Origin of the sequence: Corallococcus sicarius (assembly GCF_003611735.1) — a bacterium.
Taxonomy (GTDB): Bacteria; Myxococcota; Myxococcia; order Myxococcales; family Myxococcaceae; genus Corallococcus; species Corallococcus sicarius.
Genome location: NZ_RAWG01000094.1, coordinates 1 through 14,837, shown reverse-complemented (window position 1 = coordinate 14,837; position 14,837 = coordinate 1). Strand labels below are relative to the sequence as shown.

The 14,837-nt window shown below is 69.8% G+C and carries 13 protein-coding genes; 8 read left to right on the top strand and 5 right to left on the bottom strand.

What is annotated here, in order from left to right; genetic code table 11:
* The first annotated feature begins 72 nt into the window (after positions 1–72).
* The 3 genes from D7X12_RS16665 (at position 73) to D7X12_RS45060 (ending at position 3,203) form a co-directional block, all read left to right on the top strand.
* Positions 73–936: an ion transporter gene (locus D7X12_RS16665; protein ID WP_120626254.1), complete on the top strand. Its 864-nt coding sequence runs from the start codon at positions 73–75 to the stop codon at positions 934–936.
* Between the two features lie 11 nt (positions 937–947).
* Positions 948–2,525: an N-6 DNA methylase gene (locus tag D7X12_RS16660; RefSeq protein WP_120626253.1), complete on the top strand. Its 1,578-nt coding sequence runs from the start codon at positions 948–950 to the stop codon at positions 2,523–2,525.
* Between the two features lie 114 nt (positions 2,526–2,639).
* On the top strand, positions 2,640–3,203 hold the full coding sequence (locus tag D7X12_RS45060; protein WP_120626252.1) for a superoxide dismutase family protein: 564 nt from the start codon (positions 2,640–2,642) through the stop codon (positions 3,201–3,203).
* 65 nt (positions 3,204–3,268) lie between these two features.
* Here the strand turns inward: D7X12_RS45060 and D7X12_RS16650 are convergent, their stop codons facing one another.
* The 4 genes from D7X12_RS16650 to D7X12_RS16635 form a co-directional block, all read right to left on the bottom strand.
* Positions 3,269–3,898, bottom strand: a complete 630-nt coding sequence (locus D7X12_RS16650) for a PIN domain-containing protein (protein ID WP_120626251.1) — start codon at positions 3,896–3,898, stop codon at positions 3,269–3,271.
* A complete protein-coding gene (locus D7X12_RS16645; RefSeq protein WP_147443695.1) occupies positions 3,895–4,290 on the bottom strand; it encodes a hypothetical protein in 396 nt (131 codons plus the stop codon). The genes D7X12_RS16650 and D7X12_RS16645 overlap by 4 nt, the downstream gene beginning before the upstream one ends.
* 152 nt (positions 4,291–4,442) lie before the next feature.
* Positions 4,443–6,722 (bottom strand): glutamine amidotransferase, encoded by a 2,280-nt coding sequence (locus D7X12_RS16640; RefSeq protein ID WP_120626249.1) that lies wholly within the window; start codon positions 6,720–6,722, stop codon positions 4,443–4,445.
* A 21-nt stretch (positions 6,723–6,743) separates the two neighbouring features.
* Positions 6,744–7,502 (bottom strand): DUF4159 domain-containing protein, encoded by a 759-nt coding sequence (locus tag D7X12_RS16635; RefSeq protein WP_120626248.1) that lies wholly within the window; start codon positions 7,500–7,502, stop codon positions 6,744–6,746.
* Between the two features lie 56 nt (positions 7,503–7,558).
* Here D7X12_RS16635 and D7X12_RS16630 point away from each other — a divergent pair, with 56 nt between their 5' ends.
* The 4 genes from D7X12_RS16630 (at position 7,559) to D7X12_RS16615 (ending at position 11,693) form a co-directional block, all read left to right on the top strand.
* The gene (locus D7X12_RS16630; RefSeq protein WP_120626247.1) at positions 7,559–7,825 is read left to right on the top strand and encodes a molecular chaperone DnaJ; all 267 of its coding nucleotides are present in this window, start codon (positions 7,559–7,561) and stop codon (positions 7,823–7,825) included.
* A gap of 27 nt (positions 7,826–7,852) precedes the next feature.
* On the top strand, positions 7,853–8,560 hold the full coding sequence (locus D7X12_RS16625) for a hypothetical protein (protein WP_120626246.1): 708 nt from the start codon (positions 7,853–7,855) through the stop codon (positions 8,558–8,560).
* 81 nt (positions 8,561–8,641) lie between these two features.
* Complete coding sequence (locus D7X12_RS16620) at positions 8,642–10,099, top strand: DUF6250 domain-containing protein (protein ID WP_120626245.1); 1,458 nt, start codon at positions 8,642–8,644, stop codon at positions 10,097–10,099.
* 28 nt (positions 10,100–10,127) lie between these two features.
* The gene (locus tag D7X12_RS16615; protein ID WP_120626244.1) at positions 10,128–11,693 is read left to right on the top strand and encodes a beta-ketoacyl synthase N-terminal-like domain-containing protein; all 1,566 of its coding nucleotides are present in this window, start codon (positions 10,128–10,130) and stop codon (positions 11,691–11,693) included.
* Positions 11,694–11,723: 30 nt separating this feature from the next.
* Here the strand turns inward: D7X12_RS16615 and D7X12_RS16610 are convergent, their stop codons facing one another.
* Positions 11,724–12,866 (bottom strand): sigma-70 family RNA polymerase sigma factor, encoded by a 1,143-nt coding sequence (locus D7X12_RS16610; protein WP_120626243.1) that lies wholly within the window; start codon positions 12,864–12,866, stop codon positions 11,724–11,726.
* 68 nt (positions 12,867–12,934) lie between these two features.
* Here D7X12_RS16610 and D7X12_RS16605 point away from each other — a divergent pair.
* Positions 12,935–14,837, top strand: a 1,903-nt coding sequence (locus D7X12_RS16605) for a DEAD/DEAH box helicase (protein WP_120626242.1), incomplete at its 3' end; no start/stop codon positions are given.

Here is a 14,837-nt window from a genome sequence, read left to right as displayed (position 1 = left end):
TCCAGGGCAAAAGCCGGTTCCGGACATCGCGGCGCGAGGCCCCACGGAGGATTGCGCCTAAGCTGCCCGGCCGTGAACAGGCCCTCCGAACAGAGCCCCGCGGGAGGTCTCCGCGCCCGGCTGCACACCATCATCTTCGAAGCCGACACCCCGGCGGGGAAGGCGTTCGACGTGGCCCTCCTGTGGGCCATCGTGTTCAGCGTGGTGGCCGTGATGCTGGAGAGCGTCACGCAGGTGCGGGTCCGCCACGGCGTGTTGCTCCACACCGCCGAGTGGGTCTTCACGGGGATCTTCGCGGTGGAGTACGTGCTGCGGCTCGTCGCGGTGCGCAAGCCCCTGGACTACGCGCGCAGCTTCTTTGGCATCGTGGACCTGCTGGCGCTCCTGCCGTCGTTCCTGAGCGTGGTGTTCCCCGGGTCGCAGACGCTGCTGGTGGTGCGCGTGCTGCGGCTGCTGCGCGTCTTCCGCATCCTCAAGCTGGGACACCTGCTGGGACAGGCGGAGGTGCTGATGACGGCGCTGCGCGCGAGCCGGCCGAAGATCATCGTCTTCCTGGGCACGGTGCTGAGCATCGACGTCATCATGGGCGCGGTGATGTACATGGTGGAGGGCGAGGCGAACGGCTTCGACAGCATCCCCCGCTCCATGTACTGGGCCATCGTGACGATGACGACGGTGGGCTTTGGCGACATCACGCCCAAGACGGTGATGGGGCAGTTCCTCGCCTCCATCCTGATGGTGATGGGCTACGGCATCATCGCGGTGCCCACGGGCATCGTGTCCGTGGAGCTGGCTGCCGCCACGCGTCAGCGTCCGGACACCCAGGCGTGCCCGGGCTGTGGCGTCCAGGGCCATGACCTGGATGCGCGCTACTGCAAGCAGTGCGGGACGGCCCTGGACTGGACCCATTCCAGTTCGCAGGGGGAAACTGGCTAGGATGGCCGGGCATGGCCCGCTCCATCGACACGCACGAGGTGGACGAGGAGCGGCTGGTCCGCCAGTTCCCCGGCATCGACCGCAAGGCGGTGGGCGCGTTCTTCACGCCCGCGCCCATCGTGGAGCGCACGCTGGCGCTCGCGCTGGCGCACCTGGGACAGAAGCCGCTCACGGTGGTCGACCCTGCCTGTGGCGCGGGAGCGTTCCTCGCGGCGGCGGCGAAGCACCGGCCGGACGCGCGGCTGTGCGGGTTGGAGCTGGACGCGGGGGTCGCGCGCATGTGTCAGGCCCGGGTGCCGGGCGCGGACGTGCGCGTGGGCGACGCGCTGCGAGGCGGGCTGGAGCCGCTGCTCGCGGGGACGCCGGAAGGGCACGCCGAGTTATGGGTGGGCAACCCGCCCTACAACGGCACGTCGCCGGTGTTGAAGGACGCGGACGCCTACGCGCGGCTGCGAGCCCTGATGCCCCTGGCGATGCCGCCGGGCACCAGCCTGCGGGATGACTTCGCCTTCTTCCTCCTCGTGGCCACGAAGCGGCTGGCGACGCGGCCCGGGGTCCTGGCCTTCATCACGCCCGCGAGCCTGCTGGAGGCCTTCAGCTACACGTCGCTGCGTCGCGTGCTCCTCGATGCACTCCACCTGCGCGAGGTGGTGGACCTGGGGCCGGGCATGTTCCGTGGCACGCAGGTGCGCACGTGCATCACGGTGTGGACGTCGCGGTCCAGCAGCGACGCCCCGGCCCCGCGCTACGAGTACAAGGGCGCGGGGCAGTGCTTCACGCCGGAGCCGCCCGAGTGGCGGCTGTCCCCCATCGCCCGTGAGGCCGTGGAGTTGGACGCGGACTGGCGCGCGCGGGGCGAGCTGCTCACCACGCTCATCCCGGTGAGCCTGCCCGGGGTGAAGACGCGCTTCGACGAGCTGTTGGTGGACGCGGATGAGGACCGGCTGCTCGTGCGCGTAAGGGCCTTCGCCGCCGCGACCGACGACACGCTGGAGGACTTCGCGAGGGAGCACGGCCTGGAGCCCGCGCTCTTGCCCAAGCTGCGAGCCTTGAAGCAGGGGCCGGCGCTGGAGGTGGATGCGTGCCACGTGCGCCCGTTCTTCCGCTACGGCGGAGCACGGCACCGGGGCGCGCTGCCACCGGAGGCGCGCGCCTACTGCTACCTGGACCGGAGGCTGGTGCCACGCGGGGACCACCGGCTGCGCGGACCGTATGATCCGCACCAGGAGGCGGTGAAGCTGCTGTTCAACGTGCGCGAATTGCCCCTGTCGGCGGCGCTGTTGGAGGAGCCCGGCTGCGTGCACGACCACCGGCACGCCCGGTTCGCGCCGCTGTACGTGCCCCAGCGAGTCAGGGACGAGGGCCTGGTCATCACCCGGGGCGCCACCTCCCGCGAGGAGCTGGGGCCGGACGTGCCCAACCTGTCGCCCCGGGGGCGGGCCTGGGCGGAGGGGCTGGGAGGCCCGGAGGAGGCCTTCCGCGCGGTGGTGCGCTTCCTGAATGGCGCGCAGGTGCAGCGGGTGTGGGGGCCCGCGTTCGGAGCGTCCCGGGTGGTGCCGGTGCCGTTGGACGGGCCGTTGCCGGAGTGATGACTCCCCATCACCGCGCGGGCGCGGGGGTGGACATTCTCCTGCGAGGCAGGTGGGTGGGAGGTAGTGTCGCTGGCGCTGCGTAACCCATCCCTTGTTGGAGAGTTGGAACCCATGACGATTCGCGCCCTGTTGATTGCCGCTGCCCTGACCACCACGCCCGCCCTGGCCCAGGATGCGGGGACTCCGGCCGACGCGGGGACGGCGGCCGCGGGGACGAAGCCGGCGCCCAAGAAGGGCGACACGGTGAAGGCGACGCTGAAGGACGCCCAGGGCAAGGACGTGGGCGAGGTGACGATGGAGCAGGCGCCCATGGGCGTGCTGGTGAAGGGCTCGCTGATGAACCTGCCTGCGGGCGAGCACGCCATCCACATCCACGAGACGGGCAAGTGCGAGGCGCCGGAGTTCAAGACGGCGGGCGGCCACTTCAACCCGACGAAGAAGCAGCACGGCGTGCTGTCGCCCAAGGGCAAGCACGACGGCGACCTGCCGAACCTCCATGTCGCGCAGGACGGCAAGGTGCAGTTCGACTTCTTCGCCCACGGCCTCAAGGTGAAGTCGCTGCTCGACAAGGACGGCGCCGCCGTCGTGGTGCACGCCAAGCTGGACGACTACCACTCCGACCCCACCGGTGACGCCGGCGGCCGCATCGCCTGCGGCGTGGCGGAGAAGCAGTAGTCAGCATCTTGCCTGGCCGGTGCCCGCTCACCTTGGTGGGAGCGGGCACCACTCCAGTCAGCGCGTCACCCGGGAGCAGCCCCAAGCACATCCTGGATGGCTTCCAGTCCGCCATCGAAGGTCGTCTTCAACTCGCAATGCCGTTGCTTCAGCACGTTCTTGATGGGGGTTGACGCGAAATCGTTCTTGTTGCGGTTCAGGAAGAACGAGTCCCGTCGGGGCTGCGAGGCATCCTCCAGGTGTGTCATCACGGACGCGAGAACCACCGCATCCGAAAAATGGAGGTCGAAGTCTCCCCGCTGAAAGGTCTCTGCGCGGGCAATCACTTCGCCGCTGACGGGTACAACGTCCGAACACTGGAGCAGCCGGGTACGCATCGACTTCACACGCGAGTCAGCATCCTGTGTGCTCTTGACCAACGAGCCAATCACAGTGCTCCACGCAAGGTGTTGGGAAGCAGTGAAGCTGGCACTGTGCTGCCGCACCCCCAGTTCCCCCTCAAGCTTCACTTGCAACTGCCTGTGGTCGTGAGCCCTGCGGCGCAGCGTCTCAGCAGGTTCGATGAAGCAGAAGGCTGGGATGACGAGCTGAAGAGTCCCCGACTCAGCAAGCCGAAGCACCGTTTCACATGCTTTGGCCTGCGGCTGCTCGAAAGCCATCTCCAGGACGAAGTTCGTCTCGACAAAAATCCTCAATCAACTGCCTCGCGGACGACTTCACCCTCCGCGAGGGCCTGGATCAGACCTGTTCGGGACAAGGGAGACCGGGTCTGCTTCGTGCTCCCCTTGAATGCCAAATCGTGGAGCCACCAGGACACCAGCATTTCAAAGGCCGCAGGATTGATTTCAGCCGGGAGAATTTCGGCACGCGTGAAATACGGCTCCAAGAGGTCCCTGGCATCAAGCGTTCGGGTAGGCGATCCGCTCTTCACCTTGCCAAGCTCCCAGACGTAGATCTGAAGCGGGGTGACCAAGACGAACATCTCCGCTGTCGGGCGTCGCCCCATCTCCTTCAGGTCGAGCCAGAACTGCTTCGCCCAGGAACGGGTGGCACGAGGGTGGGCCCTGGCCTCGATCTGCACCTTCAAGTGCCCGGCGCGATCGTAGACCGCGAAGTCGAACCTGGGCCGGCCCTGAGGATGCGAGTCTGAAGATGAGTGCATCATTCCCTCCATCTTAGGAAACGCCCTGACATGGCGACAGTCACGCCGCCAAGGCACCAGGCGCTTCAATCCCCGCCTCACACGTACCCGAACCGCCGCCGTGCGAACCACTCCGCGCCCAGCAGCGCGATGAGCGCCACGAGGTAGTACCAGCGATCCCACAGCGGCTGGTCCTTCGCGCGCCCCACCTCCACCACCGGCGGATCCAACAGCGGCACGTCCGGCAGCCCGTCCTGCGGCAGCTTGTACGCCTTGCCCTCGGTGATGCTCGCGATCTGCTCCATCAGCGCCGGCCGCACCGACGCGTCCGACAGCTCCGGCCCCACCGCGCGCACCGCCACCGCGTCCTCGCCCTTGCCCAGGTCCGTGTCGCCCTTCTTCGCCGACGCGAGCAGCTTGTACGGCCCCGGCGCCGGCGGCGCGAACTCCACCCGCACCACGCCATCCGCGCCCGTGGTGCCCGTCTGCACCGCCACCGGCTTCTGCGTCGCCACCGAGAACAGCTCCACCCGCACCTGCGCGTCCTGCGCCGGCTGGTAGTCCGCCATCCGCGCCTGCACCACCACGCCCACCGGACGCCCCGGCTCCACCGACGGCGGATCCGCCGTCACCTTCAGCGTCGTCAGGTCGGGGTCTCTCACCAGCCACCGCAAGGCATTGCCCCAGAAGCGGTCATACGCCCGGTTCGGCGACCCGTCCCGGTGCGCCGTGAACGCCCAGGACCACGTCGCGTCCGTCGCCACCACCATCGCCCGCCCCCGCCCGTAGTCCCACACCGACACCAGCGGCGCGTTCTTCCCGTCCACCGTCACGAACGGGTGATCCATCAGCACCGTCGCCCCCGGCCGCGCCCGCGTCAGGTTCGCGCCCGGAATCGGCGCAAGCTCGCCCCACGTGCCCTCCGTGCTCGCCGCCCCCGTGCCAATCGACGTCACCGGGTGTCGCAACCCCTCCGGCGTCAGCCGGGGCTTGAACGGCTCCGGGTTCGCCGGCCCCGCGGCCTCCACCGGCAGCGCCTCCATCAGCGTGGGCATGCTCGCGCGCCCCTCGCCCAGCACGCTGTCGCCGCCAATCATCACGAACGCGCCACCCTCGTGGATGTAGCGCTCCAGGTTGCGCTCGTACTCCGCGATGGACAGCGACGGGTCCGAGTACCCGAAGTTCTGGAAGATGACGACGTCGAACGTGTGCAGCTTCGTGTCGAAGATCTCCTCCATCGGGAACGGGATGAGCGACAGCTCGCGCTCGTTCGTCACCCCGGGGTCGTCCGACAGCGTGCGCAGGATGTAGAACGAGATGAGGTCCACGTTCGCGTCCTGCTTCAAGAGCCCCCGCAGGAAGCGCTCGTCCCACGACGGACGGCCCACCACCAGCAGCACGCGCACCCGGTCGCGGATGACCTTCAGCGTGAAAGAACGGCTGTTGTTCTCGCTCACCGCCTCATCCGGGAACGTGGGCACCGTCACCGTGTAGACGAACCGCCCCGTCTGGTCCGGCGTGAAGGTGAAGGACACCGGCTTCACGTCGTCGCCGGTCGTCATCCGCACCAGCTTGCTCGCGACCGTCTTGCCCTCCTGGCTGAGGACCACCGGGATGTCCTGGCCCGCGAAGCCGCGGCCGTGGATCTCCACCTCCACCGTGAGCGAATTGCGCACGAAGGCGAAGTCGTCCACCTTCAGGCCCTCCACCGCCAGGTCCTTCAGCGCCTCCTGCCCCACCAGGAACGTGGACACCGGCACGCCCAGGTCCGCGAGCGCCGCGCGCGCCCGGCCCACCGCCCCTGACTTCAGCTCCGCGTTGTCCGCGCCGTCGCTGAACAACAGCACGCCGGACAGCTTGCGCGACCCCTGCCCCGCCGCCCCCGCGCTCCGCAGCGCCGCCAGCAGGTCCGTCGTCCCCGCGCGCGCGGGCTCGCTGCCCAGCTGCGCGGTCGTCACCGGGGACAGCTCCGGGTCGACGCCGTACACCTCCACCGTGAAGCGGTCCTGCCAGGCGGCGAACTGGGGCGCGGCCTTCTCCAGGAACGCCGCCACCTGCGCGCTGCGCGTGGGCCCGCCCGGCTCCGTCGGGAAGTTCATGGACGCCGAGCGGTCCACCAGCACCGCCACCCGGTTCTTCATCCGCGCCACCTGCAGGTGCCGGATGCCGGGCTCCAGGAGGAAGAAGAACGCCGCCACGCCCGCGCCCAGGCGCAGGCCCCACAAGAGCAGCCGCCGCCCGCGAGACGGCTCGCGGCGCACGCCCCAGGCCGCCAGCGCGATGCCCGCGACGAGCGCCACCGCCAACAACACCAGCGCCCACACCGGCAGGGGCGAAAGGCTGACGAGCTTCCACGCGTTGAAGGACGGGGAGTTCATTCGGTCGCGCGCCAGGACACGTCAGCGCCGCTTGTTCAGGATGAGGGGCAGGTGCACCGCGTCGTCCTTGTAGTCCAGACACAGCGCATACATGCACAGGTTGATGCCCAGGCGGATCGCCAGCTCGCGCTGCGGCTCACCGCCCGGGGACACGTCGAACTCGTAGTCGCCGGACTCGCTGCGGCTCCACGCGCCCGCCACGTCGTTCTGCGAGTACAGCACCGCCGCGCGCTTGCCCACGCTCGCCACCAGCGGAAGCGGCTTGTGCAACAGGCGTCCCGGCGCCGCGTCCAGCAGGAAGAAGGACTTGAAGACGACGTGCGTCCCCGGCGCCTCCTTCAGCGGGTTCTGCGGCAGCACCCGCGCCATCTCGCGGCGGAAGCTCGCATCGAAGCCCTCCCCGTCGCTGCCGTCGTTGGCGTCCCCGAACACGAAGCCGCCGTACGTCAGGTAGCGGCGCAGGTTGGACACCTCCGCGTCGGTGAGCGGCGGAAAGCCCCCGTCCCCCCCGAAGTAGAGGAACGGGTACTCGAAGAGATCCGGGCTGCTCAGCGAGAACGGCCGCGCGTCCGGCACCACCTCCACGGAGGTGCGCCGCTGCAGCTCCCACGCGAGCCGCCGCAGGCCGGACAGCCGGCCGTCCCAGTGGCCGCCATGTCGGGCCACGGCCGGGATGAAGCGGCTCTTCTCGCCGAAGGCGGACGCACGCCGGGACAGCAGCGGGACGAGCGCGGAAGTGCCGATGAGGAGGCTTCGACGGGAGAGGGGCCGCACGGGCATGGGGAGGTGCTTATACCGTCGGCGGGTGCCCACATTCCCTGGTATAGACGCGCCCCATGGCGAAAGGCGGACAGACGCCCCGGGAGCCCGGCTCCGACGAAGTGCGCGCGGCCTGGGCCCGCAAGGACGCCGGTGACGTGGCGGGAGCCCGGAAGGACGCCCGGCGCATCCTCGCGAAGGACCCCTCTCAGGGGCTCTCCCAGGAAGACCGCGCCCAGGCCGAAGACCTGCTGCGCGCCACTTCCGCGCCCCGCGCCCTCTACGGCTTCGCGCTCCTGGGCGCCGCCCTCCTGGTGGGGCTCGCCTTGACCCGCTATTCCTAGCGGCCATTGTCAGTAGGATGACGCGCCATGGAAGGTTTCCTCCTGGCACTCAAGTCCTACCAGACCTTCAACCCCTCGGCCTGGGTGGGCATCTACCGCCTGCTGCCCATGTGGACCGGCGCAGTGGTGGCCGTCGTGGGCCTGGTGCTGCTGCTCGCGGGCGGCGGCCGGCTGTTCCGCGTCGTCGCAGGCCCGGTGGGCGCGGTGATTGGACTCGTGTGGACGGGGCTCGTCACCCAGAAGCTGGGCCTCGTGGACCTGGATCCGCGCCTGCCCACGTTCGTGGCCGCGGGGCTGATGGCGCTGGGCTTCCTCTTCCCGCCCGCCATCACCTTCGTGGGATTGGGCATCCCCCTGGGCCTGCTCGCGGGGGAGATCGCCGGCCCCACCGACTTCCTGCTCGGCTTCGCCCCGGGCTTCCTCGTGGGCGGGCTCGTGGGCGCGTTCCTCCACCGGCAGTTGAGCGGCATCGTCGCGTCGGCGGCGGGCGCGTGGCTGCTGGTGATTGGCGCGCTCGCGGCGCTGCACCAGTTCGGTGGGCTGGTGGAGGCCGCGGCCAGCCGCCCCTGGGGCGTCATCATCGCCGCGCTCCTCTTCGCGCTCGCCGGCAGCGTCTACCAGCTGGCCATGCGCCCCACGCCCGAGGAGTCCGACAAGAACAAGGCGGAGCGTGAACGGCTGAAGCAGCGCCAGGCCGAACAGCGGGCGCTCGAGAAGCGGTGGGGGGTCAAGTAACCCCCGCCCGGCAATCCTTTACGCCGGGGGGGCCGGGGCGTACATTCCGCCGCCTTTCCCCCCGGAGTTCCCCGAGCATCGATGGGCCAGGCCAGTCGCAAGGACAAGGAAAAGCAGGTCGAGTCCCCCGCGGCAGCGCCCCTGCCGCCCTCCGCCGGGGCGCTCCCCGCCGAGGCGTGGCGCAAGCCCGCCGGACTCACCCGCCGGGGCTGGGCCGTCCTCGCCGGCATCATCGTCTTCATCCAGTTCCCGCTCATCCACTACGCGCTCTTCCGGGGACAGGCGGACCTCACCGCCACCCTCCCCTACGCGCAGTCCTTCAACGACCCGGCCGTCGTCGCCCGCGACTTCTTCTCCACCGGCGCCTACTGGCGCGTGACGGGCGGGGAGCTCTTGGGCCCCGCGCCCAAGAACAACCCGCTGTGGCTCCAGGCCGCGCTGCCGGATGACGTGGCGGTGGAGTTCGACGTGCGCCCGGAGTACCCCGACGGCGACATCCGCGTGGAGCTGTTCGGCAACGGACGCGACCCTGCCTCCGGGTACGTGCTGGTGCAGGGCGGGTGGAACAACAGCCTCTCCGTCATCGCCCGGCGCGACATCAACGCCCCCAACCTGGACGCGCTCCAGCGCCGCGCGGCCCGCATCGCGGAGCGGGGCGGCGGCCAGGGCGCGGACCTCGTCGCCACCGGCGTCTTCCAGAAGGACACCGCGATGCGCGTGGAGTCCCGCGTGGGCACGCCCGTGCAGTCCGGCCGCGTCTACCACTGGCGCATCGAGCGGCGCGGCAACGTGCTCAAGTGGGCCATCGACGGCACGCTCGTGGCGGAGCTGGATGACCCGTTCCCCTTCAAGGGCAAGGGGCATGACCGCCTGGGCCTGTCCGGCTGGGAGTCACAGCTCTTCTTCGACAACCTGCGCGTGGGCACCCCGGACTCGATGCCCGCCACCATGGCCGCGAAGCAGGAGCCGGCCCTTCCCCCGGGCCCCTCCGAGGACGACTTCAACCGCGACACGCTGGGCGACGCCTGGAACGTGACGAACCCGGCGGGCGTGAAGCTGGAGGACGGAGCGCTGGTGGTGCAGGGCCTGGGCAACCGCCCGGTGTGGCTCAAGAAGCCCCTGCCCCAGAACGCCACCATCGAATTCGACGCCTGGTCCGACACCGACGCGGGCGACGTGAAGGTGGAGGCCTGGGGCGACGGCCGCTCCTTCTACGCGGGCGACCCGCGCCTGCAGTACACCGCCACCGGCTACGTCTTCATCTTCGGCGGCTGGCGCAACACCCAGTCCGTCATCGCCCGGCAGCACGAACACACCAATGACCGCGCGGTGCGCGACGGCGCCGTGGTGACTCCCGGCCAGCACTACCACTTCAAGATCACCCGCAAGGACGGGCTCCTGTCGTGGGAAGTGGATGGCAAGCCCTTCCTGTCCCTCCAGGACGCCTCGCCCCTGTCCGGCCCGCGCAACCAGTACTTCGGCTTCTCGGGCTGGCAGTCGCGCGTCCACTTCGACAACCTCAAGATCCAGCCGCTGTAGTCTTCCCCCGGCGGCGAAGGAAACACCCGTGCGCAGAGTCGGAATCTTCGGCTGGGGCGTGGTTGCCCCGCGTTCCCCCAACATCGAGGCCTTCGCCCAGAACCTCAAGTCGTCCGAGACCTGGTTGACCCCCTTCAACGGCTTCGGTCCGGACAACTTCCTCGTCGGCAACCCCACCTTCAACCTGGCCGACTACAAGCCGTGGATCGACGCCCGCTTCCCCGGCAGCCGCTTCTCCCAGCTGGAGCGGAAGATGGGGCAGCCCACGCAGTACGCCATCGGCGCCTTCATCCAGTCGCTGTCGCAGAACCCCGGCATCGAGAAGGAGCTCCAGGAGCTGGGGGCCCGCGCGCACGTCTACGTGGGCACCGGCCTGGGCGACCTGCCCACCATCCAGAACATCTCCCTGGACCTCTACCGCGCCCAGCGCCGGTGGGACCGCTTCTGGGCCAGCCCCGAACACAACAGCGCCGTGCGCGCGTGGCGCGAGACGCGCGAGCCCCTGCCCGGCATGCCCCCGGAGCCCTCCACCATCGAAGAGGTGGACCGCGACAAGGCGGAGGACGACTGGTGGCACTTCTGGGCCGGCCGCTCGCCGGAGCTGCGCGAGTACCTGGAGGAGCTGCGCGAGATTGAATCCATGGGCGTGCCCGACGAGGGCGACGTGGAGTCCGCCAAGCTCGCCGTCATCAAGGAGAAGCGCACCCGCAACGGGCGCCTGCAGAAGAAGTGGAGCTCCCCGGAGCCGCCCTGGAACGCGGTGTCCTCCAACGTGCTGTGGAACATCCACAACACGCCCGCCTCGCAGGTGTCCATGCTGGGCCAGATCACCGGCATGGCGTTCGCGCCGGTGGCCGCGTGCTCGTCGTTCGGCTACGGCCTGAAGCTGGCCATGAACGCCATCCGCCTGGGCGAGGCCAAGGCGGTGGTGCTGGGCATGACGGACGCGGCGCCCAACCCGCTGGTGGTGGGCGGCTTCTACAACGCGCGCGTCATCTCCGCGGACGCCGCCGTGTCCAAGCCCCTCACCGCGCTGCGCGGAACGCACATCGCCGGGGGCGCCGTGGTGTGGGTGGTGGGCGACTACGAGCACTTCACCGCGAAGGGCTTCAAGCCCCTGGGCCTGGAGCCCGTCGCGGTGGGCGTCACCGCGGACGCCGACCACATCATCACCCCGTCCAAGGAAGGCCCCACGCTGGCCATCCGCGAGGCGCTTTCCGCCGCCGGCTGCGAGCCCGCGGACGTGGGCAGCTGGGACCTGCACGCCACCGCCACCCCGGGCGACTTCCTGGAGGTGCAGAACCTGCGCGACGTGCTGCCCGACTCGGTGCTCATCACCGCGCGCAAGGGCACCTTCGGCCACGGCATGTCCGCGGGCGGCGGCTGGGAGCTCACGGCGCAGTACCTGGGCGCCGAACAGGGCAAGGTCTTCCCCACGCCGCTGGCCGCGCCGGAGCTCAACAAGCAGATTGGCAAGGTCCACACCCGCTTCGTGTTCGACCGCGAGGAGCCCGCGCCCGAGGGGTGCTCGGGCAAGCTGTCCATGGGCGTGGGCGGCATCAACGCCTGCGTCATCTCCCGCCCCTGGAAGTAGCGGCGGGAGGCGGCCCGGGGGCCCTTGGGCTCAGCCCTTGGGCACCGCCACCAGGTCGAAGTCCGGGATGCGCTCGCGCATGTACTCGCGCATCCGGTTGATGAGGGCCGCTTCAATCTGCCGGGCGCGCTCGCGGCTGACGCCGTACTTGTCGCCGATGTCCTGGAGCGTCAGCGGTTCGTCCGCGGTGAGGCGGTTCTCGAAGATGTAGCGCTCCTTGCCCTCCAGCGTCTGGGCGAAGGCGGCCAGGTTCTCCCGGAAGAGGGCCTTGAGCTGCTCGGAGCCCAGGCGCTCGTCGGCGGGCACCGCGTTGGAGGGCAGGTAGCGGTCCGCGCGGGTGGTGCGCGAGTCCTCGTCGTTGCCCAGCGGCGCGTCGATGGACAGCTCGTCGTGCCCGAGCCGCTGGTCCATCTCCACCACGTCCTGCTCGGTGACGTTGAGGCGCTCCGCCAGGAGGCGCGGGCTGGCCTCGAACCCCTGGGAGATGAGCTTCTCCTGCTCCTGGCGCAGCTTGAAGAAGAGCTTCCGCTGGGCCTCGGTGGTCCCCAGCTTCACCATCTTCCAGTTGTCCATGATGTAACGGAGGATGTACGCGCGGATCCACCAGGCGGCGTAGCTGCTGAGCTTCACGCCCCGGTCCGGGTCGTACTTCTTCACCGCCTGCATCAGCCCGATGTTGCCCTCCTGCACCAGGTCCAGGAGCGACAGCGGGTTGCGGTGGTACTCGTGCGCCAGCTTCACCACCAGTCGCAGGTTGGAGGCCACCAGCCGGTAGGCCGCCCGCACGTCCCCCGTGGACTGGTACTCCTTGGCCAGCCGGTGCTCCTCCTCGCGGGTGAGCAGCGCGTGGCGCGTCACCTCGGCCATGTAGGCCTGGAGGGGGTCACGGTTGGTCAGCGCGGGCGCGTTCTGGGCGCGCACCAGGGCCGCGGCCTCCGCCTTGGTGGGGGTCCGGACGGGCGCGAGCGGCGCGGCTTCCTCGATTTCCGCTTCCACCTCGTCCAGCTCCGCCAGATCCGGTTCCAGGGTATCCGGGTCCGCGACCAGGGCCTCGCCCTCCTCGGCCTCGACCTCGGCCTCTTCGAGGGGGGCCTTCGGGCGGGCAGGCGCCGCGGGACGCTTCGCGCGGGCCTTGGGGGCCGGGCTATTGGTTCTCTTCCTCCCATTCGCCATGCGCGCTCCATACCCCAAAGTGCCGCGATTGTTGCCAGAGGGTAATGCAGGGGCTATGCCCATGCCCGATGAGCGACATCCAAGAGCCCACGCCGGGAGCCCCGGCGCCAGACGAAGCCACGACGCGTCCCGGCGAGTACATCGCGGACATCAGCTTCGAAGACATGAACCTCTCCGAGCCCCTCCGCCGCGCGCTGGCGGATCGCGGCTACACGAATCCCACCCCTGTCCAGGCCAAGGCCTTCGGCCCCGCGATGGCGGGCAAGGACCTGATCGTCCGTAGCAAGACGGGCACGGGCAAGACGGCCGCCTTCGGCCTGCCCCTGCTGGAAAAGATTTCCCCCGATGAGAAGCGCGTGCGCGCCCTCATCCTCTGCCCCACGCGCGAGCTGGCGCTCCAGGTGGCGGAGGAGCTCACCACGCTCGCCAAGTACAAGGGCGTGAAGGTGGCGGCCATCTACGGCGGCGCCTCCATGAAGCAGCAGGAGGATGCGCTCGAAGAGGGCACGCCCATCATCGTGGGCACCCCGGGCCGCGTCTTCGACCACATCAACCGCGGCAACCTGAAGCTGGACGGCTGCGACCACGCCATCCTCGACGAAGCCGACGAGATGCTGAACCAGGGCTTCTACGAGGAAGTCACGCGCATCCTCGACCGTCTTCCGAAGACGCGTCAGGTGCTGCTCTTCAGCGCCACCGTCCCCACGGACATCCAGAACCTCATCGCGCGCTACACGACGAACGCGGAGACGCTGCTGCTGTCCGGCGACGTCTTCACGGTGGAGCACATCCACCACATCCGCTACGACGTGTCGGATCAGTTCCCCAAGCCGCGCAACCTCATCTACATCCTCGAGAAGGAGGAGCCCTCCAACGCCATCATCTTCTGCAACACGCGGGATGACACGGCGCTGGTGACCGCGGTGCTCAACCGCAACGGCTTCGACGCGGAGCTGCTCAACGGAGACCTGCCGCAGAAGGAGCGCGAGCGGGTGATGGGCAAGGTGAAGCGCGGCGAGGTGGCCTTCATGGTCGCCACGGACATCGCGGCGCGCGGCATCGACATCTCCGGGCTGGAGTACGTCATCAACTACTCCCTGCCGGAGGACCCCGCCGTGTACCTGCACCGCGTGGGCCGCACGGGCCGCATCGGCAACAAGGGCACCGCCATCAACCTCTTCTCCGGGCGCGAGCTGGCGACCTTCTCCGTGCTGGAGAAGAAGTACGGCATCAAGTTCGAGATGCGCGAGATGCCGGCCCCGGAAGAGGCCATGCACCTGTGGACCGAGCGCCACGTGCGGGAGATCCGCGAGGCCACCGGGTCCAGCATCTTCGAGGGCTTCCTGCCCCTGGCGTCGCAGCTCAAGACGCGCAGCGACGCGGACGACCTCATCGCCTTCCTCATCAAGTACTTCTTCAGCCACCTGCGCATGGAGAAGGCGCAGGCCGCCGGGGAGACGGAGAAGCGCGAGCCGGTGGAGCAGCGAAAGCCCCTGGAGCGCCGGGGCAAGGACCGCGAGCGCGAGCGCGAGCGTCCCCCCCGCCGCGAGGAGCGCAGCGAGCGCACGGAGCGCCCCGAGCGTCCCGCCGCCCCGCGCGCGGAGCACCCGGACCGCGAGCGCCGTCCGCGCCGCGACGAGCCCCGCCGCGAGGACCGGGGAGAGCGGGGCAGCCGCTCCGCCTCCGCGCCCGCCACACTGGAGGCAGGCCCGGGCGAGGTGAAGCTCTGGGTGAACCTGGGCACCGCGGATGGCCTGGGGCCGGGCAGCATCGCCACGGCGATGGAGGACGCAGGCGCGCCCATGGGCAAGATGGTGCGCGCGGAGCTGCGCCCCACGTTCGCCTACGTGTTCGTCGCGGAGGCCGACTCGCCGGGCTTCGAGGCCCTCAACGGCAAGCAGCACGGCAGCAAGACGCTGCGCGTGGAGAAGAGCAAGCCGCGCAGCGAGCGCGACACCACCAGCACCCGCC